At 70.9% G+C, this 22,604-nt stretch carries 24 protein-coding genes; 13 read left to right on the forward strand and 11 right to left on the reverse strand.

Features of this window, described 5'->3' with window-relative positions:
• The first annotated feature begins 31 nt into the window (after positions 1–31).
• The 5 genes from ABZK10_RS05090 to ABZK10_RS05110 all read left to right on the forward strand — a co-directional run bounded on the left by ABZK10_RS05090 (position 32) and on the right by ABZK10_RS05110 (position 5,052).
• A complete protein-coding gene (locus ABZK10_RS05090) occupies positions 32–1,003 on the forward strand; it encodes a ribokinase (protein WP_353808105.1) in 972 nt (323 codons plus the stop codon).
• Complete coding sequence (gene rbsD / locus ABZK10_RS05095; protein ID WP_353808106.1) at positions 1,000–1,398, forward strand: D-ribose pyranase; 399 nt, start codon at positions 1,000–1,002, stop codon at positions 1,396–1,398. The genes ABZK10_RS05090 and rbsD overlap by 4 nt, the downstream gene beginning before the upstream one ends.
• Before the next feature lies 1 nt (position 1,399).
• On the forward strand, positions 1,400–2,212 hold the full coding sequence (locus tag ABZK10_RS05100) for a GntR family transcriptional regulator (RefSeq protein WP_353808107.1): 813 nt from the start codon (positions 1,400–1,402) through the stop codon (positions 2,210–2,212).
• 44 nt (positions 2,213–2,256) lie between these two features.
• Positions 2,257–3,240, forward strand: coding sequence for a LacI family DNA-binding transcriptional regulator (locus ABZK10_RS05105; protein ID WP_353808108.1), 984 nt, complete (start codon positions 2,257–2,259; stop codon positions 3,238–3,240).
• A 174-nt stretch (positions 3,241–3,414) separates the two neighbouring features.
• Entirely contained in the window at positions 3,415–5,052 is a 1,638-nt protein-coding gene (locus ABZK10_RS05110; protein WP_353808109.1) for a fucose isomerase, read from the forward strand.
• Positions 5,053–5,093: 41 nt separating this feature from the next.
• Here the strand turns inward: ABZK10_RS05110 and ABZK10_RS05115 are convergent, their stop codons facing one another.
• The 4 genes from ABZK10_RS05115 to ABZK10_RS05130 form a co-directional block, all read right to left on the reverse strand.
• Positions 5,094–5,963 (reverse strand): oxygenase MpaB family protein, encoded by an 870-nt coding sequence (locus tag ABZK10_RS05115; RefSeq protein WP_353808110.1) that lies wholly within the window; start codon positions 5,961–5,963, stop codon positions 5,094–5,096.
• Positions 5,964–6,033: 70 nt separating this feature from the next.
• Positions 6,034–6,444 carry a type II toxin-antitoxin system VapC family toxin gene (gene vapC / locus ABZK10_RS05120; RefSeq protein WP_353808111.1) on the reverse strand — a complete coding sequence of 137 codons (411 nt, stop codon included), beginning with the start codon at positions 6,442–6,444 and terminating at the stop codon, positions 6,034–6,036.
• Positions 6,429–6,644, reverse strand: a complete 216-nt coding sequence (locus ABZK10_RS05125) for a type II toxin-antitoxin system VapB family antitoxin (RefSeq protein WP_353808112.1) — start codon at positions 6,642–6,644, stop codon at positions 6,429–6,431. The genes vapC and ABZK10_RS05125 overlap by 16 nt, the downstream gene beginning before the upstream one ends.
• A 45-nt stretch (positions 6,645–6,689) precedes the next feature.
• The gene (locus tag ABZK10_RS05130; protein WP_353808113.1) at positions 6,690–7,082 is read right to left on the reverse strand and encodes a VOC family protein; all 393 of its coding nucleotides are present in this window, start codon (positions 7,080–7,082) and stop codon (positions 6,690–6,692) included.
• A 103-nt stretch (positions 7,083–7,185) separates the two neighbouring features.
• Here ABZK10_RS05130 and ABZK10_RS05135 point away from each other — a divergent pair, with 103 nt between their 5' ends.
• Entirely contained in the window at positions 7,186–7,692 is a 507-nt protein-coding gene (locus ABZK10_RS05135; protein ID WP_353808114.1) for an RES domain-containing protein, read from the forward strand.
• 19 nt (positions 7,693–7,711) lie between these two features.
• Here ABZK10_RS05135 and ABZK10_RS05140 read toward each other — a convergent pair whose 3' ends face one another.
• Genes ABZK10_RS05140 through ABZK10_RS05150 form a run of 3 tightly spaced genes read right to left on the reverse strand, consistent with a single transcriptional unit; the run spans position 7,712 to position 9,362 of the window.
• Positions 7,712–8,473, reverse strand: a complete 762-nt coding sequence (locus ABZK10_RS05140) for an MBL fold metallo-hydrolase (protein ID WP_353808115.1) — start codon at positions 8,471–8,473, stop codon at positions 7,712–7,714.
• Positions 8,474–8,532: 59 nt separating this feature from the next.
• Positions 8,533–9,180 carry an IMPACT family protein gene (locus ABZK10_RS05145; protein ID WP_353808116.1) on the reverse strand — a complete coding sequence of 216 codons (648 nt, stop codon included), beginning with the start codon at positions 9,178–9,180 and terminating at the stop codon, positions 8,533–8,535.
• The gene (locus ABZK10_RS05150) at positions 9,177–9,362 is read right to left on the reverse strand and encodes a hypothetical protein (RefSeq protein WP_353808117.1); all 186 of its coding nucleotides are present in this window, start codon (positions 9,360–9,362) and stop codon (positions 9,177–9,179) included. Before ABZK10_RS05150 ends, ABZK10_RS05145 begins: the two co-directional genes overlap by 4 nt.
• Before the next feature lie 163 nt (positions 9,363–9,525).
• Here ABZK10_RS05150 and ABZK10_RS05155 point away from each other — a divergent pair, with 163 nt between their 5' ends.
• The 4 genes from ABZK10_RS05155 (at position 9,526) to ABZK10_RS05170 (ending at position 14,098) form a co-directional block, all read left to right on the forward strand.
• A complete protein-coding gene (locus tag ABZK10_RS05155; RefSeq protein WP_353808118.1) occupies positions 9,526–10,749 on the forward strand; it encodes an MFS transporter in 1,224 nt (407 codons plus the stop codon).
• A 176-nt stretch (positions 10,750–10,925) separates the two neighbouring features.
• Positions 10,926–11,525: a GNAT family N-acetyltransferase gene (locus ABZK10_RS05160; protein ID WP_353808119.1), complete on the forward strand. Its 600-nt coding sequence runs from the start codon at positions 10,926–10,928 to the stop codon at positions 11,523–11,525.
• A gap of 251 nt (positions 11,526–11,776) precedes the next feature.
• Complete coding sequence (locus ABZK10_RS05165) at positions 11,777–12,433, forward strand: fasciclin domain-containing protein (protein WP_353808120.1); 657 nt, start codon at positions 11,777–11,779, stop codon at positions 12,431–12,433.
• Positions 12,434–12,529: 96 nt separating this feature from the next.
• Positions 12,530–14,098 carry a molybdopterin-dependent oxidoreductase gene (locus tag ABZK10_RS05170; protein WP_436408486.1) on the forward strand — a complete coding sequence of 523 codons (1,569 nt, stop codon included), beginning with the start codon at positions 12,530–12,532 and terminating at the stop codon, positions 14,096–14,098.
• A 39-nt stretch (positions 14,099–14,137) separates the two neighbouring features.
• Here the strand turns inward: ABZK10_RS05170 and ABZK10_RS05175 are convergent, their stop codons facing one another.
• From ABZK10_RS05175 to ABZK10_RS05190, 4 genes are all read right to left on the reverse strand, one after another.
• Positions 14,138–14,551, reverse strand: coding sequence for a DUF1622 domain-containing protein (locus tag ABZK10_RS05175; RefSeq protein WP_353809607.1), 414 nt, complete (start codon positions 14,549–14,551; stop codon positions 14,138–14,140).
• Between the two features lie 157 nt (positions 14,552–14,708).
• Positions 14,709–17,852 carry a M14 family metallopeptidase gene (locus tag ABZK10_RS05180; protein WP_353808121.1) on the reverse strand — a complete coding sequence of 1,048 codons (3,144 nt, stop codon included), beginning with the start codon at positions 17,850–17,852 and terminating at the stop codon, positions 14,709–14,711.
• Positions 17,853–18,221: 369 nt separating this feature from the next.
• The gene (locus ABZK10_RS05185) at positions 18,222–18,428 is read right to left on the reverse strand and encodes a dodecin family protein (RefSeq protein ID WP_353808122.1); all 207 of its coding nucleotides are present in this window, start codon (positions 18,426–18,428) and stop codon (positions 18,222–18,224) included.
• 77 nt (positions 18,429–18,505) lie between these two features.
• Positions 18,506–19,318 (reverse strand): hypothetical protein, encoded by an 813-nt coding sequence (locus ABZK10_RS05190; protein ID WP_353808123.1) that lies wholly within the window; start codon positions 19,316–19,318, stop codon positions 18,506–18,508.
• 104 nt (positions 19,319–19,422) lie between these two features.
• On the opposite strand from ABZK10_RS05190, the gene ABZK10_RS05195 reads away from it, so the two are divergent.
• The 3 genes from ABZK10_RS05195 (at position 19,423) to ABZK10_RS05205 (ending at position 22,593) form a co-directional block, all read left to right on the forward strand.
• Positions 19,423–20,505 carry a phosphotransferase gene (locus ABZK10_RS05195; RefSeq protein WP_353808124.1) on the forward strand — a complete coding sequence of 361 codons (1,083 nt, stop codon included), beginning with the start codon at positions 19,423–19,425 and terminating at the stop codon, positions 20,503–20,505.
• Positions 20,506–20,626: 121 nt separating this feature from the next.
• Positions 20,627–21,310, forward strand: coding sequence for a phosphatase PAP2 family protein (locus tag ABZK10_RS05200; protein WP_353808125.1), 684 nt, complete (start codon positions 20,627–20,629; stop codon positions 21,308–21,310).
• A 212-nt stretch (positions 21,311–21,522) separates the two neighbouring features.
• Entirely contained in the window at positions 21,523–22,593 is a 1,071-nt protein-coding gene (locus ABZK10_RS05205) for an esterase-like activity of phytase family protein (protein ID WP_353809608.1), read from the forward strand.
• The last annotated feature ends 11 nt before the right edge of the window (positions 22,594–22,604 follow it).

Genomic DNA, 22,604 nt, shown 5'->3' on the forward strand with positions numbered 1-22,604 from the left:
CATCGAAGTCAATGGACCCCCGGGAGGACGGATGCCGAGGTCGGAACCCACCGCGTCGACGGGGGTGGTCGTGGTCGGAAGCGTCACCGCGGACCTCACGACGTTCTCGCAACGACTGCCCGTGCCGGGGGAGACCATCCTCGGCGACGACTTCACGCTGGTGCTCGGCGGGAAGGGGGCGAACCAGATCGTCGCCGCCGGACGCGCGGGCGCCGATGCGTGCTTCGTCGGCTGCGTCGGCTCCGACCTGTTCCGCGACATGATCGTCGACGGCCTCCGCGACTCGGGCGTGGACATCTCCCACCTGCGCACCGTCCCGGGCCCGACCGGCATCGCGCACATCCGCGTCGATGCATCCGCGCAGAACGACATCGTCATGGTCCCGCTCGCGAACGCGGCCCTCAGCGTGGAGCAGGTCGACGCGGCGCTCGAGGCGCTCGGCACGCGCGCGGGCGTGCTGCTCACCCAGCTGGAGATCCCCGCGGACCTCGCCGCGCACGCCATCCGCACCGGTCACGCCCGCGGCCTCACGGTCGTCCTCGACCCGGCGCCGGCGGCGGCGCTGCCCGAGGAGCTGTGGTCGTCGGTCGACATCGTCACGCCCAACGAGAGCGAGGCGAGCGTCATCACGGGCATCGACGTCGTCGATCCCGCGTCGGCCGTCCGCGCCGCGCACTGGTTCCTCGAGCGCGGGGTCACGGCCGCGGTCGTCACCCTCGCGGGGGCCGGCGCCATGCTCGTCACGGCCGAGGGCGAGCGGCTCATCCCGCCGTTCCCCGTCGAGGCCGTCGACACGACCGCCGCCGGCGACGCCTTCTCGGGCTACCTCGGGGCCGCCCTCGCGGAGGGCCGCTCCCTGGAGGACGCGGTCGTGCGCGCAGCCGCCGCGGGGGCGCTCACCGTCACCGCACGCGGCGCATCGCCCAGCCTGCCGACCCGTGACCGGGTCGAGGAGTTCCTGCGCGAACACGCCCACGCAGCCACGAAGGAGCACTCCGCATGAGGAGGACCGACACCACGATCAATCCCGCGCTCTCGCGCGTGATCAGCGAGACGGGGCACACCGACCTGCTCGTGGTGACCGACGCCGGACTCCCGATCCCCCCAGGCAGCGAGCGCATCGACCTCGCCTACCGTCCCGGCGCGCCCGCATTCCTCGACGTGCTCGACACCGTGCTTGCGGAACTCGTCGTCGAGGGCGCGACGGTGTCCGCCGAGGTCGCGGATCGCAGCCCGGAGGTGCTCGAGGCGATCCGCGAGCGGCTCCCCGGCATCGAGGTCGAACTGGTTCCGCACGTGGAGTTCAAGCGGCGCACGCACGACGCACGCGCCTTCGTGCGGTCGGGCGAGTTCACCCCGTACGCCAACGTGATCCTCCACGCGGGGGTGGCGTACTGAGATGAACCGGCCCACCACCGACGCGGACGCACCGGTCGCCCCCTCGGCGATCGACCGCAAGTCCGCCGCGCCGATGTACGACCAGCTCCGCCGACTCATCATCGACGGGATCGCGGAGCGCAGCCTGCGTCCGGGCGACCTGCTGCCCGGCGAGCTGCGCCTCTGCGAGCAGTACGGCATCTCCCGCACGGTCGTGCGGCAGGCGCTCGCCCAGCTCGAGCACGAGGGCGTGATCGAACGGGTGAAGGGCAAGGGCACCTTCGTCGCGCGGCCGAAGACGAGCGAGACGCTCGTGCACACGCTCATCGGCCTCTACGAGGACGTGGAGCGTCGCGGCGGCCACGTCCACAGCGACGTGCTGCGGCACGAGCGCGAGGCGGCCTCGGCCGAGGTGGCGGAGGCCCTCGAGGTGGAGCCGGGAGACGAGGTCGTCGCCCTCGAGCGGCTCCGCTACGTCGACGGCGAGCCGTGGTCGCTCTCGACCACCTGGATGCCCGGTCGGGTCGGCGAGGTCACCCTCGGACGCGACCTCACCGATGCATCCCTCTACCGCGTGCTCGCCGAGCACGGCATCGAGGCCGTCGAGGGCGTCCGCTCGGCCGAGGCCACGGTCGCCAGCCCCGAGCAGGTGCGCCTGCTCGCCCTCGCGCCCGGCTCCGCCGTGCTGCTGCTGCGGAGCGTGAGCCGGGACGCCGACGGCGTGCCCATCGAGTACTTCATCGCCCACCACCGCGGCGACCGCAGCCGCTTCGAGTTCCAGCTCCGAGCCGACCGGTCGAGCGCCGCGCTGGTCCCGGTCTCGGCGGCGGGCTGAGGCTCGCGGCCGGGCCGACGGACACGACCGGACAGCGGGGGAGCATGGCCACCATCTACGACGTCGCGCGACGTGCAGGGGTCTCGCCGGCGACGGTGTCGCGCGTCTTCAACGGCGTGCCGGTCTCCGAGGCGAAGACCGCGGCGGTGCGCCGTGCCGCCCAGGAGCTGCGCTTCGTGCCGAACCGCACGGCGCGCACGCTGCGCACGCAGAGCGCCCAGGCGATCGCGCTGGTCATCCCCGACATCGAGAACCCGTACTTCACCGAGATGGCGCGCGGCATCGAGGACGCGGCATCCGACGCCGGCTACTCGGTCGTGCTCTGCAACTCCGACGGAGACCCCGTGAAGGAGGCGGCGTACCTCGACATCGCGGCGTCCGCGCACATGGCCGGCCTGATCATCGCGGCTGCGGGGCCGGGCACGGACGTGTCGTCGTTCATCGCAGCGGGCCGCCCCGTGATCGCCGTCGACCGCCGCGGAGGGCTGGACGTCGACTCGGTCGTCATGGCCAATCGTGATGCCGGCGCGCAGGCGACCGCGCACCTGTGGGAGGCCGGCTACCGGCGCATCGCGTGCATCACCGGGCCGGAGGACATCGAGACGGCGCGCGAGCGCGCGCTCGGCTGGGCGGACGCGCTGGAGCAGCGCGGGGCCGCCGCGGACCCCGCGCTGCTGCGGTACTCGACCTTCGGCGTCGACGGCGGGCGCGACGCGCTCGACGGGATCCGGGCCGCCGGCGAGCCGGAGCCCGACGCGTACATCGCGGGCAACAACCTCCTGGGCGTGGGCGTCCTGCAGCGGCTCGCCGAGCGCGACCTGACGCCGCCCCGGGTGGGCGTCGCGGTCATCGGCTCGCTGCCGTATGCGACCCTCCCGCGCGAGACCGCGACCGTGGTGCGCCTGCCCGCGCGCGAGATGGGCACCACCGCGGCGCGGATGCTGCTCGAGCGGCTCGCCGGCGATGTCGAGGCGGCCAGAACCATCACGCTGCGGGGCGAGCTCCTGCCCGGCGCCCGCGCCACCTGACCGCCGGACCTGCGGCCGAGCGACCTCGCGGGCTGGCCTTGAAATCGATTTCAACATAAGCTGTGCGACGACCGACGAGGAGGTACGGATGCTCCGGGCCGGACCTTCGGTGCCGTCGGCCGTCGCACGCGCGCACGCCCGTCGCCGACGAACCACTGAAAGGACACCCGCACTATGAGCACCTACGCCGTACCCGCCCCCGTCACCCGCCCGGCAGCGCCGCCGAAGACGGCCTACCTGATCGCCTCGGGTGATCTCCGGGAGTCGGCGAACGCTGCCGGCTGGCCCACGCAGGCCGCGATGGAGGCGGATGTCACCGCCGCGCTCGAGCAGCTCGGCTGGAGCGTCGTGCGCGCCAACGGGGTCGACCCGGAGACCGGCCACGGCTTCATCTCGAGCCAGCGCATGGGCCTCGAGGTGTTCAAGGGCATTCCCGCGGATGCTCCGCTGATCGTCGCGGAGGCCGTCTGGCAGTACTCGCACCACGTGCTCGCGGGCCTGCGCACGCACCGCGGCCCGATCCTCACCGTCGCGAACTTCGCCGGCGACTGGCCCGGCCTCGTCGGCCTGCTCGGCCTGAACGCCGGGCTCACCAAGATGGGCAAGCCGTACGCGACGATCTGGTCGGTCGACTTCACCGACGACTGGTTCCTCGCGGGCCTCGCCGAGTGGACGGAGACCGGCGCCATCACCCACGACGCCTCGCACGTGCGGCCGCTGCCCGCACTGCCCGACACCCCCGAGGTCGCCCTCGGCCGCGCCCTCGGCGACGAGCTGCTCGCCGACAAGGCCATCATCGGCGTCTTCGACGAGGGCTGCATGGGCATGTACAACGCGATCTTCGACGACGAGCTGCTGAACCGCACCGGCATCTACAAGGAGCGGCTGTCGCAGTCGGCGCTCTACGCCGAGATGCTCGAGGTGACGGATGCGGCCGCCGACGCCGCCCGCGACTGGTTGACCGACCGCGGCATGACCTTCCGCTTCGGCACCGACGAGGCGACCGAGCTGACCGAGGCCCAGGTGCGCTGGCAGATGAAGATGTACATCGCCGCACTGCGCATCGCCGACGACTTCGGACTGGATGCCGTGGGCATCCAGTACCAGCAGGGGCTGAAGGACCTCGTCCCGGCGTCCGACCTCGCCGAGGGCGTGCTGAACTCGACCGAGCGCCCGCCGGTGTTCTCCCGCGACGGGTCCCGCGAGCTGTTCCCGGGTCGCGCCTTCCCGCACTTCAACGAGGCCGACGAGGGCGTCGCGGTCGACGCGCTCATCACCGACCGGGTGTGGCGCGCGATGGGCCTCGTGCCCGACAACACCCTGCACGACGTGCGCTGGGGCGAGGAGTACGACGGCGAGTTCGTCTGGGTCTACGAGATCTCGGGCTCGGTGCCGGCATCGCACCTCGGCGGCTGGGACAAGGCCGAGGGGTGGCGTCAGGGTCCGGTGTTCTTCCCGGCCGGCGGCGCGACCATCAACGGCGTCTCCAAGCCCGGCGAGGTCGTGATCTCCCGCGTGTTCATCGCCGAGGGCATCCTGCAGGCCGACGTCTTCCGCGGCACCGTCGTCTCGCTGCCCGACGAGGAGACCCAGCGCCGCAAGGACGCCACCAACCCGGAGTGGCCGATCGCGCACGTGGTGCTGCACGACGTGACCCGCGACCAGTTCATGGCCCGGCACAAGGCGAACCACGCCCAGCTCGTCTACGCGCCCGACGCCGAGACCGCCGACACGGCGCTCATCGCGAAGGCCGCGCTGTTCGACCGCATCGGCATCCGCGTCAACCTCGTCGGCCGGGTCGCGGGACTCTAGGCGGCAGGGGTCCGGGCGACGGATGCAGCGTCGCCCGGGCCTCACTCGAAGATCGGTCGCCCCTCGGCCATGCGGAGCCTCACGTCGTCGAGGATGTCGGTGAACATCGCGGTGCGTCGCCTCTGGGGCATCCGCCGGACCACCCAGGCGACCGTGCGCGAGAAGCGACGGAACCTGCGCGCGTGCTTCTCGCTCCAGGGAAGCTGCATCTGCTCGCGGAGCTGCGGGGGGAGGCTGCCGGCCGTGGCCAGCTCGCGCAGTCGCACGAGTGCGCGCCGCGGCGGCTTCGGCAGGTACTCGAGGCGCATGACGCTGGTGAGGTAGGCGCGCACCGAGTCGTCGATGTGCGCGCGCTCGAGGCCGTCCTCCCAGTACTCCTGGAAGGCCGCTCGGTCGGCGGGCCACATGTCGGCGGGCATCTGCAGCATGCCGCCGAGCACCACGCCCTCGGCGTACATCGCCTCGCGGGTGCTGTCGTCGAGTTCGCCCCACACGGCCTCATAGGCGTCTTCGAACCCGATGTAGAGGCACGCCGCGACCCAGCGCTGCAATTCGGGGTCGAAGGCGTTGTAGGCCGGCTTCGCGCCCTCGGGCGAACGCACCTGGGCGTGCGAGCGGTTCGTCGCGCGCCGGAACGCGGCGCGCTCCTCGGCGTTGCCGAACACGGCGACCGCGATGAACCCCAGCGTCGTGCGACGGCGGCGCTCGGGGTCGCGGAACAGGGCCGACTCGACGACGCTGTCCTTCACCCCGTAGCCGACCGCGGGCCAGGACAACTGCATGATGATGTTCGCGGCACTGCCGACCGCGATGAACGGCGATGCCGCCTTCTGCAGCGTCGGCGTGGGCAGCGCATCGAGCCGCTCGCGCTCGGCGCGCCGCGTCGGCGCGTTCGTGTCTTCGATCGTCATCAGGTCGCCCTCCGGTGGCGTCGTCGCACGTTCGACGCTAACACCGGATCACCCATAAGTGAATGGGAATTCACGGAGTCTGCGTGCGCAGCGGACTGATCTGGGCGAGGAACTCGAAGTCTCGGTCGCGATGCAGCACGGTCAGCCCTCGCCTGAGCGCGACCGCCGCGATGAGGCAGTCGACGAGACTTCGAATCGGGTGGCCGTTCCGGCGCGATGCGACGGAGAGCTGTGCCGCTGCACGATAGTCGAGCTCGCCGTCCACCGGCACGACGGGCAGTCCGTTCACGAGCGCGCCGATGCTGTGCTCGAGTTGCGGCGAGGTCGCGCCGGCGAGCAACTCCATGATGATCGGCTCGGTGATCGCCACCTCGGTGCCGGACCCGATCGCCTCAGCGAGCTCGGCGACGACGGGGTCGTCGGTATCACGAAGAAACTCGATCCAGGCGGACGTGTCGACGAGGATCACTGCTCGCGCCACGGGTCGTTGTCGTCGCGAATCTCGTCGACGTCCCCGCCCCAACCACTCCCGCGCAGCCCCAGGAGCGCCTCCGTGCTGAGCTGCACCCCGACCAGTCGGCGCAGCGCGAAGTCGACGGCTTCTCGCTTCGTGGACAGATCGAACCGACTCATCGCCTCGGCGATGAGCTCATCATCGATGTCGATGTTTGTGCGCGTCATACACCAACGATACACCTCGGTGCTGAACGCCAGACGTCTCCCGTTCTACCGCGGCGCGCGCGGTGTCAGCACCTCCACGCGGTTGCCGAAGCCGTCCTTCGCGTGGAACCGCTCGTACCCGTCGAACGTCGTGCGTTCTGACCACGAGACCTCGAAGCCCATGCGCGCCACCCGCTCGCCGAGCGCTTCGAGTTCGCGCACCGAGTCGAGCACGAGCGCGGGGTGCGCCTTCTTCGCCGCGATGAACGGGTCGTCGACACCGAGATGGATCTCGGCGACGACGGTCTCTCCGTCGAGCGCGCGGAACCAGCATCCGCCCCGCTTCGCCAGGTCTGCGGGCTTGTCGACCTCGACGAGCCCGAGCGCGTCGGCGTAGAACCGCCGCGCAAGCTCCTCCTCGCCCCGCGGCATCGACACCTGCACGTGATGCAGTCGCATTCCACCCTCCAGGGATATCTCGACGTCGAGATTCTTCCACGAGCCGTCCACGGTCTTCGCGGGCTGGGGAGAGCCGGCCGCGGCGACTGCTATCGTCCCGATCGTGACGTCGACGGATGCCTCCCTGCCACAGGTCGCTCGCGGCGCGGTCCCCTTCTGCACGGTGACCGGCACCTGCTACCGCGCCGTCGACCCCCGCTACCGGTCTGCTGCCCTCGCCGGGTCGCGCGCAGCGGGCCGCTTCTCACCGCCCGGCGCCCCCGCGCTCTACCTCAGTTCGTCTCCCGAGGGCGTCGCCACAGCGATGATCGCGCACCGGTCGGCCCGGTCTGCGGAACTCGACGTGCTCGGGTTCCGCGTGGCGGCGACGCGCATCGTCGACCTGCGCGACCACGCCCTGCTCGCCGGCCTCGACATCGACCCCGCCGACGCGGCGGCACCGTGGCAGGAGATCGTCGCCGACGGCGGCACTCCGCCCTCCTGGCAGGTGCGCGATCGCCTGGTCGAGCTCGGCGCGCACGGGCTGATCGACCCGTCGCGTAAGCGACCCGGACTCTGGCACCTCACGCTGTTCGAGTGGGACGACCGGGTGGTCTCGCCGTTGGCGTAGTGTGCGCTCACCGCACGGGTCAGCCGCGCACCATTCGCAGCAGGTGCTCGTACTCCTCGCGCATGCCCGGGTTGCCGATGCGAGGGTCGTCGGATGCCCCGTGTCGCACCATCTCGTCGAGGTAGCGGCGGTCCGCATCCAGGCGGGCGAGCGCGTCTGCGCCGACGCTCCCGTGCCCGGGCACGACGATGTCGGCGCGGGCCGCGAACGGGGCGAGTCGATCGAGTGCCTCGCGGTACGCCGGCAGGTCGTCCGGGAAGAACGGCAGTGGCAGCTCGACGTCGCTCAGCATGTCTCCGGCCACGAGCACGCGTCGCCGGGGAAGCCACACCGCCGTGTGCCCCGGAGCGTGGCCGTCGTGCACGAGCAGTTCGAGGTCGAGACCGTCGGGCATCGAGGCATCCGGAAGCTGCTCGGCGACGCCCTGCACCCGCCCCATGAGGTCGACGAGCGGCGCCGGGAAGTCGGCGCCGAGGTGCTCGACGAGCACGTTCCGCTCACGAGCGGCGAGGTCCGCGGTCGTGCGCGATGCCCAGCGCGGGGCGTCCCCGAAGCCCGGGTGCCAGAGCAGGTGATCGTGGTGAGCGTGGGTCGCGAACCCGCCGATCACGCGCAGGTCCCGCTGCCGGAGCTCGGCGGCCAGCGCATCGAGCTCGTCGGGCAGCCAGGCGGGGTCGATGAGCAACGACTCGCCTCCACCGGCGAGCACCGTGGAGCTGGTCGCCATCCTGCGGCTCGTGGCGACCAGCACGCCCGGCGCGACCTCGCGAAGCTTCGACACGTGGGAGCTCCTTCGTTTCGACGGGCGAGTGCCCCGACACCATCTTGGTGCGCGCGCGCTCAGTCGGTCACGTCGACGACACGCTCGCCGCCCACGGCAGCCTCGACCGTGCCGCCCGATGCGGAGGCGACTTCATCGCGCACGCGCGTCAGCGACTCGGCGGGCACCCAGAGCTCGAGCGTGGCCTGTGCCGCGTACGTCGTCTCGCCGAGCGTCGCGCCCGTGCGCTGCGCCAGGTCGCGCAGCAGGTGGTCGAACCGACCGGCGTCGGCGTGCGGCACCTCGACGCGCACCTGCGTCAGCGCGAGGCGTCGCACGAGCCGCGCCTCGTCGAGGGCATCCGACACCGCCGTCGAGTAGGCCCGCACCAGCCCGCCGGCCCCGAGCTTCACCCCGCCGAAGTAGCGGGTCACCACGGCGACGAGGTCGGTGAGCTCGCGTCGGCGCAGCACCTCGAGCATCGGGACGCCGGCAGTGCCCGACGGCTCGCCGTCGTCGGACGAGCGCGCCTGGTCGGCGCGCAGGCCGGTGACCATAGCCGTGCAGTTGTGCCCGGCGTCCCAGTACCGCTTGCGCACAGCCGCGATGACGGCAGCGGCCTCGGCGACGGATGCCACGGGCTCGACCCGTGCGATGAAGCGCGATTTCCGCACGACCAGTTCGCGCTCCACGAGGGCCGCGATGGTGGCGGGGTACGCGGTGCTCACCCGTCGACGATACCGACGGCCCGTGCGACGAACACCATGAGGCGGGATGCGTCGGCGAGCGGTTCGCCGATCCATCCGCCGTGCACCGCCTCGACGTCGAAGCCCGCGGCCCCGAGCTGCTGCTCCAGCGTCGCCCTGCTGCGGAAGTGCAGCTCCAGTCGCTCCACCACGGTCTCGCCCATGCGCTCGAACCGATTGTGCGCGCTGATCGCGAGCATGCCCGGGGAGGGCTCGGTCGGGGTTGTCCTCGTCGTAGAGCTCGACGAGCCGCGGGTCGGAGTCGGTCACGGGTCGAGGCTCGCGTCGCCGCTACTGTCGAGGTGCGACGACCGGAGGAGCGAGCGGATGACGGACCCGACCCCTCCCGGTCGCGCGGCGTTCGCCCGGTTCTGGGGCGCGTCGGCGATCAGCTCGTTCGGCACGGCCGTCACCGCGGTCGCCATGCCCGTGCTGGTCGTGCAGGTGCTGGGCGCGACGCCGTTCGAGGTCGGCATCGTGAACGCCGCCCAGTTCGTGCCCTACGCGGTGGTCGGCCTGATCGCGGGCGTGTTCGCCGACCGCTGGCGGCGCCGGCCGCTGCTCGTGTGGGCGAGCATCGGCCGGGCACTCTCGCTGGGCGCGATCGTCGTGCTGTGGCTGCTCGGCGCGCTCGAGATCTGGATGCTGGTCGTCGCGCTGCTCGCGTTCGGCACGTTCGCGGTGTTCGGGTTCGCCGCCACGCAGTCGCTGCTGCCACGGCTCGTGCCGCGCACTCGACTCGTGCACGCCAACGCGAGACTCGACCAGACGGATGCCGCGTCGCAGACGCTCGGCCCCGCGGTCGGCGGTGGCCTCGTCGGCCTCCTCGGCGCGCCCGTGGCGATCGCCGTCGACGCGGTGAGCTACCTCGTCGAGGCTGCGCTGTCCGCGAGCATCCCCGTCGAGGAGCCTCGGCCCGAGCCCCGCCGGCGCCACCTGGGTGCGGAGATCCGCGACGGGCTGCGCTGGACCTACCGGCATCCGACCCTCGGCCCCATGGCGTGGTCGACCCACGTGTGGTTCCTCGCCAACGGCGCCGCGCTGACGCTGCTCTCGCTGATCGCCCTGCGCTCGCTCGGGTTCTCGGCGTTCACGTTCGGCGTGCTGCTCGCGGTGTTCGGCGCCACCAGCCTGCTGGGTGCGACGCTCGCGCCTCGCGCCGGCATCCGACTCGGCACAGGACGCACCGTCGTGCTCGCTCGCGCTGCCTACCCGGCGGCGTGGCTGCTCGTGCTCGCGGCACCCGCCCCGGTCGTCGGCGACGCCCTCGTGTTCGTCGCCCTCGGGCTGCTCGGTCTCGCCGCCGGTGTCGAGAACGCCAACGAGATGGGCATCTGGCAGAGCATCACCCCCGACGAGCTCCTCGGCCGCACCAACGCGACCCGTCGCTCGGTCAACCGCACCGCCGCCGCAGTCGGCGCCGTGCTGGCGGGCCTCGCCGCCGGCCTCGTCGGCGAGTGGCCCGTGCTCGTCGCCGTCATCGTGGTCTTCGCGGCGGCGGCGCTCGTCGCCGGATTCTCGCCGATCTGGACCGAGCGACTCGACGACTGACCCGGCCCCCGAGTACCTCCGCGCAGTGTGGGACTGCGCGGCGAGCGCCCGCACCGGGAGCACGGCGCGGCATACTGGTCGCATGACGTCGAGATGAGCCGCCTCGCTCACTTCACCCACTGCGCTGTCCGCCGCATCCGCCGGCCCCTGCGCGCTCGACGACAAGGATCACTCGCATGACCACGCACTCCGCACCGTTCCGCGTGCGCCCCTACCAACCCTCCGACGAACGCGACTGGGTGCGGTGCCGCGCCCTGGCATTCCTCGACACCCAGTACTACGACGCCGTCAAGCCGCACCGGGTCGTGCTGGCCGAGCCGTCGATCTCGCTCGTGGCGGTCACGCCCGCGGGCGATCTCGTCGGCATCCTCGACATCGAGATCGCGGGTGATGCCGCGACGATCGACACCATCGCCACGCACCCCGATCATCGGGCCCAGGGCATCGCCAGCGCGTTGCTGCACGTCGCCCTGACCGAGCTGCAGCAGACGGATGCCACGTCGCTGGACGCGTGGACGCGGGAGGACGTCGCCGCGAACGGCTGGTACCGACGCAACGGCTTCGTCGAGCAGTATCGCTACCTGCACGTGTACCTGACAGACGGCGAAGACGACACCGGCTTCGCCACGCCCGAGCGCCTGAGCATGCCGGTCTCCGCCTTCGTCCACGGCCGCATCGAGGACGAGGCGGAGCTTCGCACGAGGTACCGGCGCGTGTACCGGTGCACGCAGTACGTGCGACCGGTGCGGCGAACGGCCCGCGACCTCTCGGAGTAGGGTGCCGAATCGCCATACCCGGGCTCGTCAGACGCGAGAGCACAGGTGCCCGACCCGGGGTCGGAGCCGGGCGGCGGCCCGCTGCGCGCCCACTCATCCGAAGCGAGCGCCTCGCCGCTCGACCCGGCAACGCGACGCATCCAATCCCGATCCGTTCGCGCGCCGAACCCCTGTCACGCGCAGATCGCGCAGCCGCCCCGAACCGGGCGGACACGGCCGAGCCCCGCGCTCGACGAATCCCGGAGGACATCATGCCCAGCACCAGGAACACCCTCACCGGCGGCGTCGCCGTCGTCGCGCTCTCCCTGCTCGCGCTCACCGGCTGCTCGGCCGGGTCGAGCACCGACTCGATGGACGACACCGCAGGCGAGAGCGTCGAGTCGTCCGCCCCCGAGATGGAGGAGATGGACCCGGCGGCGAACCTCGTCGGTCCCGGCTGCGCCGCCTACGCCGAGGCGGTGCCCGATGGCGCCGGATCGGTCGCGGGCATGGCCCAGGACCCGGTCGCCACCGCGGCATCCAACAACCCGCTGCTCACGACGCTCGTGGCGGCGGTCAGCGGCCAGCTGAACCCCGACGTGAACCTCGTCGACACGCTCAACGGCGACGAGTTCACCGTCTTCGCGCCCGTCGACGACGCCTTCGCGATGATCGACGAGGACACGATCGCCACCCTGCAGACCGACTCCGAGCTGCTGACGTCGATCCTGACCTACCACGTGGTCGCCGGACAGCTCACCCCCGACGAGGTCGTCGGCACGCAGACGACCGTGCAGGGCTCGGACGTCGAGGTCACCGGCAGCGGCGACGACCTCATGGTCAACGATGCGAGCGTGATCTGCGGCGGCGTGCAGACCGCCAACGCGACCGTGTACCTCATCGACTCGGTGCTCCTGCCGACCTCCTGAGGCACGACGCGCACACCGCGCACGACGCACCACACGGACGACCGCCGGAGCCGGACCACGGCCCGGCGGTCGTTCGCCGAATCGAGGGAGGACGAGATGCGCATGACACCCGCCCGCCGCCGCACGGCATGGGCTGCCACCATCGGCGTGGTGAGCGCGGGGGCGCTGCTGGCTGCCGCCGAGCTCGTCGCGGTGCTCCTCGCACGCAACGCGAGCGTGCTGCTCGCGATCGGCGCGTTCGTGATCGACGTCGTGCCGCGTCCGCTGAAGGAACTCGCGATCACGACGCTCGGCACCGCCGACAAGCCGGTGCTGCTGGTCGGCGTGGCGGTGGCGGCGGGCGTCGCAGCGGCGCTCGCGGGCGTGCTGGAGGTGCGGCGCCCGGGGTGGGGGGCCGCGGCCTTCGTCGTCGGCGCGGCGCTCGCGACGGCCGCCGCCGTCACCCGCGCCGGCACCGGCGCGCTCGCCTGGGTGCCCCCGGTGGTCGGGGGAGCGGTGGGCGTCGGCGTGCTGGTGCTGCTCGCGCGACTGCTGCGCCGAGCGGATGCCCCTGAGCCGGCCGACCCGCCGACGGATGCCTCTCCCGGCATCGCCCGCCGGTCGTTCCTCCGGGCGACGGCGATCGCGTCGGTCTCCGCCGTGCTGGTCGGCGCCGGGGCTGCGGCGGCTCGGCTGGGCAGCAGTGCCGTCGGCGCGGTACGTGAGGCGCTGCGCCTGCCGGCTCCGCGCTCGCGGGTCGCGGTGCCCGGTGCCGCGCAGCTCGACATTCCCGGGCTCAGCCCCCTGATCACCTCGAACGCCGACTTCTACCGCGTCGACACCGCGCTCTCGGTGCCCCGGGTCGATCCGTCGACCTGGCGCCTGACGATCGATGGGCTGGTGGAGCGCCCGGTCGAGCTCGGCTTCGACGAGCTGGTCGCGATGGGCCTCGACGAGTACGCGATCACGCTCACCTGCGTCTCGAACGAGGTCGGCGGCGACCTGGTCGACACGGCGATCTGGCTGGGCGTGCCGGTGCGCGAGGTGCTCCGGCTCGCCGGGCCCCGTGCGGGTGCCGACATGGTGCTCTCGCGCAGCGTCGACGGGTTCACCGCGAGCACGCCGCTGGCATCGCTCACCGACGACGGGCTCGACGCGATCCTCGCGGTCGGCATGAACGGCGAGCCGCTGCCGCTCGAGCACGGCTTCCCGGTGCGCATGGTCGTGCCGGGCCTGTACGGCTACGTGTCGGCGACCAAGTGGCTGACGGAGCTGCGCGTCACGACCTTCGCCGACGACGAGGCGTACTGGACCCCGCGCGGCTACAGCGCCACCGCCCCGATCAAGCTCTCGTCACGGGTCGACACCCCGAAGCTCGGCGCGGCCGTCGCCGCCGGTCGCGTGCCGATCGCCGGCGTCGCGTGGGCGCAGACGGTCGGCATCGCGCGGGTCGAGGTGCGCATCGACGACGGCGACTGGCAGGACGCGACGCTCGCCGAGGCGCTCGCCGACGACACGTGGGTGCAGTGGGTACTGGAGTGGGACGCCGAGCCCGGCACGCACTACCTGACGGTGCGCGCCACCGACCGCGCCGGCACGCTGCAGACCGAGGAGCCGGCGCCGATCGCGCCCGACGGCTCGACGGGCTGGCAGCGCACGCTCGTCACGGTCACCGAGGCCGGCTGAGCAGCGGCATCCGGTGCCACCCGCCCGACGCCGAGCGGCTCACCCGTCCGCGGCCGGTCGCGACCCGCGCAGCTCGCGCGAGACGGCCTCGCCGAGCAACTGGCCTCCGCTCGTGGTGAGCGCTCGTCTCCAGGGGAGCACCCCCTCGATCTCGATCTGGATCGACATCGACAGCACCGTCCGGATGAGCACGATCAGTCCGAGGATCGCCGCGTCCTCGAGCGACGGCTTCGACGTGATCGTGCGGATCAGGTCGGCCGCGACGAGCACCTCGAGGCCCAGCAGGATGGCCGCGCCCAGGGTCGTGCGCAGCACCTGGTACGCCGAGTGCCCACCGGCGCCGCGCCGAAGTGCGCGCATCGCGAGGACCACCGCGATGACCGCGCCCACGATCATCGCGCCCGCACCGGCGGCCTCGAACCCGATGGCGACGGCGGTGAAGACCTCCTCCATGTCCACGGGGTCAGGCTAGCGCCGACTCGGGCTTCTCGACACCGGGATGTCGACGCGACCCGCCTGCATCCGTCAGCGCGCCCGACGACGGCCGACGGGGCGGACCCATCCCGGTCTCCCGGGTGGACCCGCCCCGTTCGGGCGGTGCGGTCGCCTGTCAGCCGAGCAGGTGGTCCAGCGAGCGGGACATCACCTCGTTGCGCTCCGCCTGGGTCGAGATGCCCTCGAAGCCGAAGCCGAACAGCAGCGTGTCGTCCGTGGCGACGATGGCCGCGACCTCGAAGAGCACGCCCACGCGCTTCCAGTCGTTCGCGTTGCCGGCGCTGCCCTCGGGAGCCCCGGGAACCGACCATGCACCCAGGTCGGTCTCGAAGCTCTCGGTCGTCGGGCTGCCGTCGATGTCGACCGTGACGTCGTCGACGAAGATACCGAGGTCGCCCGTCGCCCAGTCGGTCGCGTAGCTGATCGACACCTCGATCTCGCTGCCCGCGTAGGCGGACAGGTCGATCGACCAGGTCTCGACGCCATCGGAGGCGCCGGTCGCCGCGTTCCACTCGCCGGTCGTGCCGACCGGGTTGCAGGCGAGGTCCTGGTAGTGGAACAGGAACGGATGCAGCTCGGTGGCCCAACCCGACGCGCAGGAGTCGCCCGTGCCGGTGCCGGTGTGGCCGTTCGAGTCGGGCAGCGTGGTCCAGTCGTCCTGGCCCACGGTGTGGACCTCGACGAACATGTAGTCCCAGTTCGCCTCGATGCCGTACGAGGTCAGGAACTCGAGGCTCGCCGTGCTCGCTCCCGTGAGATCGATCGTGCGCGAGAGTCGCTTGTACGCGGCATCCGCATGATCGGTCGCCATCTGCCAGTCGCCAGTGACCGGTTCGTACGGGGTGAGGCCCCCGACGTCCCAGCTGGCGAACCGCTCGGAGGCGAACTGCGGGAACTCGCTCTCGGGGAGCACGCTCGACGTGACGATGAACGACGCGGTGCCGGTGGAGACGGCGCCCGGAGCGCCCTGGTTGTCGGCACTGTCGCCGCCGTCGAGCCCGAACGTGTAACCGTCGAAGACGCCTCCGTTGCCGCTGACGTCGAGCGCCGTGCCGTCGGCCGCGAGGCCGCCGCGACGGGCCCGGCTGTTCGCGCCGAACCAGTACTGGTAGACGTCGTCGGTCATCACCAGGCAGTCGCCGCCGTGGCACACCTCGTCGGGTGCCCCGTTGGTGCCGTAGTCCAGCGGGAAGAACTCCTCGAATCCGGCGTTCTTGCCGGTGGCGAGCACCTTGCCGCCCTCGTTGAGGTAGTCGCGCATGACCATGTTCATCTCGTGCGCGAGGAGGGTGGTGTCGAGCCCGCCCTGGTAGTCGGTCACGAGCTTGTCGCCCTCGTACCAGATCACGGCGTCGTAGTGGTTGAGGATGCCCGTGGCGCTCGGCGCCGGACCGGTGACCCCCACGTCGTACACGTCGTAGCTCACGCCGTTGGCGTCGAGCGCATCGGTGTAGTAGTCGAGGTACTGGAGCGGTGCGCTGCCGCCCAGACCGGTGCCCGGGCTGTTGTCGGAGACGATCAGCACGTCGGCGCCGGTCGCTTCAGCCGAGACGTCGAACGTGAAGTGGTCGCTCTCGACCTTGCTCGCATTCGCGGCGCCGCCGCCGGACGGCGTGTCCAGTGCGCTGAACCACACCTCGACGGAATCGCCCGCCGAGAGCCCCGTCACCGTCGCGCGATACTCGCCGTACCAGAGGTTGCCCTCGTCGCCGTAGACCTCGCCGCCGGCCCATTCGCCGGCCGCCTTCGTGGCTACGGGTCCGCCGTTGACGGAACTGTGCATGCGCAGCTGCTTGAACTCGCGCTTGGCCCAGACGGCGACCTCCTGCGAGTCGCCCCAGCTCTCCTCGAACTCCTGCACCTCGAAGTCCGCGGCCACGAGGCCGAGGGACGAGACCGGGTTCGCCGGGTCGGCGGCCGACTCGGCCATCGAGAGGGCGTAGTCGAGGTTGTGCTCGAACTCGACCTGCACGAGGGTCTCGTCGTCGGGGAACTCGAACTGCGAGCGACCGTCGCAATAGTCGTCGGGGAGCGTGCTCTCCTCGTAGCCGAGCGCCGTCTGGCACGTCGCCAGCTCGGGCGTGTAGGCCATGATCCCGTGCGCGTCGCCGGCGTGATCCGTGGTGTCGCCGTTCGTGATGTACAGCTCGGCCGAAAGATCGGGGTCGTAGCCCGGGATCGCCGGGTTCGCGTCGTCACCCGCGAGCGCGATGTTCACGATGTCGTCCGGGCTCGGGCTGTCGACCTGCCAGCCGGTTCCGTAGAGGATCAGCTCCGCTGCGGAGTGGTAGTTGACCATGAACGCGAAGTCGATCGACCCCATCAGGTCGTCCATCGCCTGCGTCTCGGGCTCGGACTGCGGCGCCGTGCCCCGGTAGGTCTGGCCGCTCGGGTTGTCGCTCGACCCCTCGTTGTCGTACCCCCAGTTGGTGGCGAAGTTGCGGTTGAGGTCCACGCCGTCGATCGTCGTGATCTCGCCGTCGCCGTTGTTGTCGGCGAGGTTCTTGCGCCACAGGCGCTGACCCTCCTCGAAGGTCCAGTCGTAGCCGTCGGGGTTGGCCGAGATGACGAACCACAGCTCGGTCGAGTCGAGGATGTCGGTGACCCGCTGGTCGCTCCCGTAGTTCGACAGGACGTAGTTCAGCAGGCGGCTGTTCACCTCGGGGGTGATCCACTCACGCGCGTGCTGGTTCGAGATGTACAGCACCGCCGGGCGCGAGCCCGCCTTCTTGGTGTCGGCCTTCTCGGTCACGCGCATGGCGTAGATGTCCTGGCCCTGCACCGACTGGCCGATGGTGATGAGTTCGGTCAGGTCGTCGTACTGCTGGGCGAGGTGTTCCATCTCGGCCTTGTGTCCGCCCGGGCTGGACCACTTGCGGTAGACCTCGTAGCCGTCGTCGCCTTCCTCGAAGGCGGCGTCGACCGTGGGCACGCCGTCCTTGTTGCGCGTGAGGTCGATCTCGATGTCGTAGGCCTTGTGCGCCTTGTTGGCCTCGGCCGGCGACATGACGGCTGAGACATGCAGGCTGCCGTCGTCGTTCGGCTCGGTCCCGACGATGTCGTAGCCGTCGGCGATCAGCGCGGCGACCACGTCCGCGGGAGCGTCGAACTCGTAGAGGTCCAGGCGGCCACCCGCCTGCGACTGCTCCGGGGGTGAGGACTCCGGGGGATCAGCGAATGCGCTGGTCGGCACGACCGTCAGGCCGAGTACTGCGACTGCTGCGACTGCAAGAAACTTCACCCGCGAACGCGTGTTCATTGGTGCTTCCCCTCCTACACCGCTCCATTGCGGCTACGGACCCCTTGGTTCGGATGTTGCACTTGGGCTTGAACGTACTCCATCGAGGGGTCCCCTGAACAGGGGTCGTCTGCGGCGCAGGACGCTCCGAGCTGCTTCGGCGCCCGGCCACGGCCGGTATCGGCCGTCCGCTACGAGGGTTCGGTCGTACGGATCAGGCCGCAGTCGACGCACGACCACGCGACGAGGAATCGCTCGTCGTCGAGGATCTCGAATCGCATTGGGTCGCCGCACGTCGGGCATGCTCGCATGTCCGCCGCGCGCGCCATCATGCGCTCAGCCTACGACTGAGCGCCGTCACCGAACTCCCGTTCGGCGGACCCGTTCGGCCTACTCCGGCTTGTACTTGAAGGAGAGCTGGATTCGCGTGCGGTACACCAGCGCGCCGTCCTCGCCGATCACCACGTCCTGCTTCGCCACCTCCGCCACGCGCAGGTCATGCAGCGACCCTTCGGCGGTGCTGATGGCCTCCCTGGCCGCTTCCTCCCACGACGTCGCACTCGTACCCACGACATCGATGACTCGATAGACGCTCATCGTGACCCCCTCGTCACTCGATGATGACTTCTCCAGTGTGATCGCCTGCCGCCGTGAATGGAAGGGCGGTCGCCCGGCTATGCCGACAGGTCTGCCCGGTCGAGTGCCCGGATCAGCCGGGTCGCGACCACGGCGCCGGCGAGCGCGACGAGGGACAGCAGCACGGCCGGCACGACGGCCTCGGTCGCCCCGTCTGCGAAGAGGAACAGCGAACCCGCGACGACGCTTGCTGCCATCACCACGGCGAAGACGAGCCATGGCCCGGCGAGGAAGAGCCCCCACGAGCGGTCCTTGAGCGTCAACCACCCCGTCGCGGAGAGTGCGGGCAGCACTACCGCAAGATCGATGACGTGCACGGGGTTGCTGATCAGGCCGGCGTCGGTGATGCTCACCGGGGTCCGTCCCGACAGCAGCGCGGGCACGATCTCGCTGAGCCACAGCAGCGCGAACAGGATGCCGAGGGTGAGGAGCGCCCAGCCTGCGAGCACGCGGGGCCCCTTCGGCACTTTCGGTTGGTTCCGAAGTACGGGGATCGAGAAGACGACCGTGAAGACCGAGATTCCGAGGATCGCCGTGTAGAGCAGGAAGAGCTCGTTGAAGTGCACGCCGAAGGCGTAGATGACGAACGCGTACAGCACGTAGAAGAGCGCGCCGAGCCAGAGCGGCACACCGATCGAACGGCGCGACTGCAACAGTCGCATCCCGACGATCAGGACTACGGCGGAGACCAGGTTCCCGACGTCCTGACCCCACGCCTGGAGCTTCCAGTGCTCGACCTCACGCGCGTAGACGGACGGCAGGAGCAGCCCGAGCAGACTGGACGCCACCACGAGCACGGCGATGGCGATGGTCGACGCACCGATCCACGACGGGATGCGCTTCTCCTCCATGGCGCATGACTGTAGCCCTCCCTCCCGGTTCTTGTCGCCCCGTACCGGGGGACGCCCACCCCTACGATGGGTGCGAGCGCCGGGTTGATGTCGGGGAGGCGGATATGCCGCAGCACGTTCCGTTTCCCAGCGTCGACGCGCTGCTCGACCCGTCGGAGCTGAGTCGGGCGCTCGGGCGGCCGGCGACCTCGGTCGCGACCGTTGCGATAGAGGGTGGGGACACGTCGACGGACGCACGATTCTTCAGCGTCGCGATCGACGACGAGCCGACGCCCAGCCTGTTCCTGAAGATCGTCGACTCGGACCGCGATTGGCTCGCGATGATCACCGCGGACGATCGGCACCGTGCCGTCACGGTGTGGTCCGAGGGTGTGATCGATCGGATGCCTCCGGAGGTCGATGCCGCGGTGATCGCCTGCGCGGACTGGGACGACGGCTACGCGGTGCTGATGCCGAACCTGCATTCGGATCTCCTCGCGCCGGGCGTGCCGATGAGTGTGCGCGGCTTCGACGCTCTGCTCGACGCGATGGCCGCCATGCACGCGACATTCTGGGGGGATCCCGCGCTCCCCGACGAGGCGTTGGGGCTGTGTTCGGCTGAGGCATTCCTGTCCCACACCTCGCCCGGGAGGGCTGCCGAGCACCGGCGTCGATTGGACAGCTGGGTCTTCGATCTCATCGATGAGGGCTGGGATCGCCTCCCCGCGATCATGGATCCTGCGCTGGTGCGCGAGCTGCGCGCGCTCAACGATGACCCGGCACCGATCACCGCCGCCCTGCAGGCCGGCCCCTCGACCCTCGTCCACAGCGACATCCGGCCGGCGAATGTCGCGATCGGACGCCGCGGCGGCGTTCCACGGGTGTCGTTCATCGATTGGGGTCGCCCGCTGGCCACCGTGTCATCGATCGACCTCGGGTACCTCCTCGGCTGGACCGCGCTCGAGCGCCCGTACCCGGTCGAGGAGGCGGTGAGGCGCTACGACGCACGGCTTCGCCAGCGGCTGGGCGAACGAGTCGATGTTTCGAGCTGGGAATCTGTCCGCGACATCGGCATCCTCGGTGGGCTTCTCAACACCATCTGCTTCCAGGCGCTGTCCGCCCACGGGGATGACCGACCGGCAGCGGCTCAGGCCCGCGCGCTCACGGAGTGGGAGCCGTGGTTGCGCCGAGTCGCCGATCGCTTGTGAGGATCACAGCGTCCTCCGAACCGAGACGACGGCCGAAGCACGTGTCGCCCCCGTGCATGACCGTTCCGGGTGCGCGGCCGCGGTGATGCGTGGACGTGAGCCGCAGCACTAGGCTCCGGACATGCCGCTGCTCCGAACCGTCGTGGTGCCGGCGCTCGGTGCGATCGCCGTGCTCGCCGTGACCGGTCGGGCGATTCGGCTCCTCGGCGGTGACGACCCACGTGAGGACCGGGCCGTGCGCTCGCTGCAGGACGCGTTCGGCCACCATCCGCACGACGACGATGCCGCGGCTGGGGCCGGCTCCTCGGGCACGACCGGGTCACGCGAGCCGATCGACCGCGTCACCGGGCCGCTCTCGTGGTACTCCGGCGTGCCCCAGACCATTGCGAACGGGCTGATCTGGTGCGGCCTCACCTGGGTGTCGACGCGCGACTGGCGCTCTACGGTCGCCCCGGCCGCGGTACTCATCCTCGAGACGGCGTGCTTCGTCGCATCCGCCGCGCTCGTGGAACGGCCCAGACCCGAGCGGGTGTGGCGCCCGGAGCAGCCGCACGCGACGTCGTCCTTCCCCTCTGGGCACACGGCGGCGGCATTCGCGCTGCACGGCACGCTCGCCGACCTGATCGATCGCCACGGCGCCCGGGGCGCGCGGCTCCTCGGGCCCCTCCTCCGGTACGGGATTCCCGGAGCGATCGCGTTCTCGCGGGTCTACCGTGGCCAGCACCACATCTCGGACACCGTCGCGGGCGCCGTGCTGGGCCGGTGGAGCGCCGCGATGGTTCGCCGCGAGCTCCTCTCGCCGTAGGGCTGGATGCGTCGCAGCGACCCGCGAAGTCCGGAATCCGGGCTGGCGCGTTCTCGACACCCGCGTCAGACTGGACTCGGCCAGATGGGTCCGTCGTGGCGAGGGGGCCAGTGATGAACATCCACACCCGAATCGCGGCCGTGTCCGCACTCGTACTTGGGCTCGGAGCGTCGGCGATCGCACCGGCGGGGGCGGCGCCGGACGGTGGCGCGATGACCGTCGTCGGCGTCGAGATCCTCGGTGAGTGGATCCTCCCGTCGCGCACGTCCTTCGGCGGAACCGAGATCGGAGGGCTGTCGAGCATCACATACGACGACGGGCGGGGGGTGTACTACGCGCTGTCCGACGACCAGGGCGATCGCGAGACTGGCGATCCGGTGAGGTATTACACCCTGACGATCGAGCCCTCCGATGGCTCCTTCAACGAAGCGGGCCTCACCTTCCTCGGTGTGTCGCAGCTCTGGGATGACGCCAAGTCGGCGTTCGCGCCCGGCGGCGTCGATCCCGAGGGCTTCACCATTTCGCGGGGCGGATCGTTCTTCCTGTCGTCGGAGGGCGACCTCGATGGGGATCCGATCGTCGATCCGTTCATCCGGCGTTACAACCCGAGCGGCACGCCGACGGCGGAGCTCCCCATCCCCGATCACTACATCCCCGACGGCACCGATCGGGGAGTGCGCTTCAACCTGTCATTCGAGAGTCTCAACCTCACGCCCGACGGGCGCCGGCTCGTCACGGCCGCCGAGGGCGCGCTTTCCCAGGACGGACCGGCATCGGCGTTCGGCATCGGCAGCCTCGCGCGGATCCTCGAGTACGACCTGTCGCATCGCTCGCCGGTCGCTGAATACGTGTACGAGGTCGGCCCCTGGGCCGAGCCGTCGGACATCTTCGGGGTGAACGGGATCGTCGAGGTGCTGCCGATCGATAACGTGGGCACGATGCTCGTGATGGAGCGATCCTTCTCGGTCGGAGGTGTCGGCGGCAACGGCACAGGAAACGTCGTCGTACTGAAGCAGATCTCCACGGCCGGCGCCACGAACGTCCTCGATGTCGACGCGCTCTACGACGGGGGCTCGCCGATCGCCTTCACACCGGTGTCGCAGTCCGAGGTGTTCGCGTTCGACGATACGCGCGTCCCGGTGGACAACCTCGAAGGCATGACCTTCGGGCCGATGCTTCCCGACGGGCGGCGAACCCTCGTGATCATCAGCGACAACAACTTCTCCAGCGCGCAGTTCACGCAGTTCTTCGTCCTGGCGGTCGACATCCAGCCCGCATCCTGAGCGCTCGGTCA

This window comes from Agromyces sp. SYSU T00194 (assembly GCF_040496035.1).
In the GTDB taxonomy this organism is placed as follows: Bacteria; Actinomycetota; Actinomycetes; order Actinomycetales; family Microbacteriaceae; genus Agromyces; species Agromyces chitinivorans.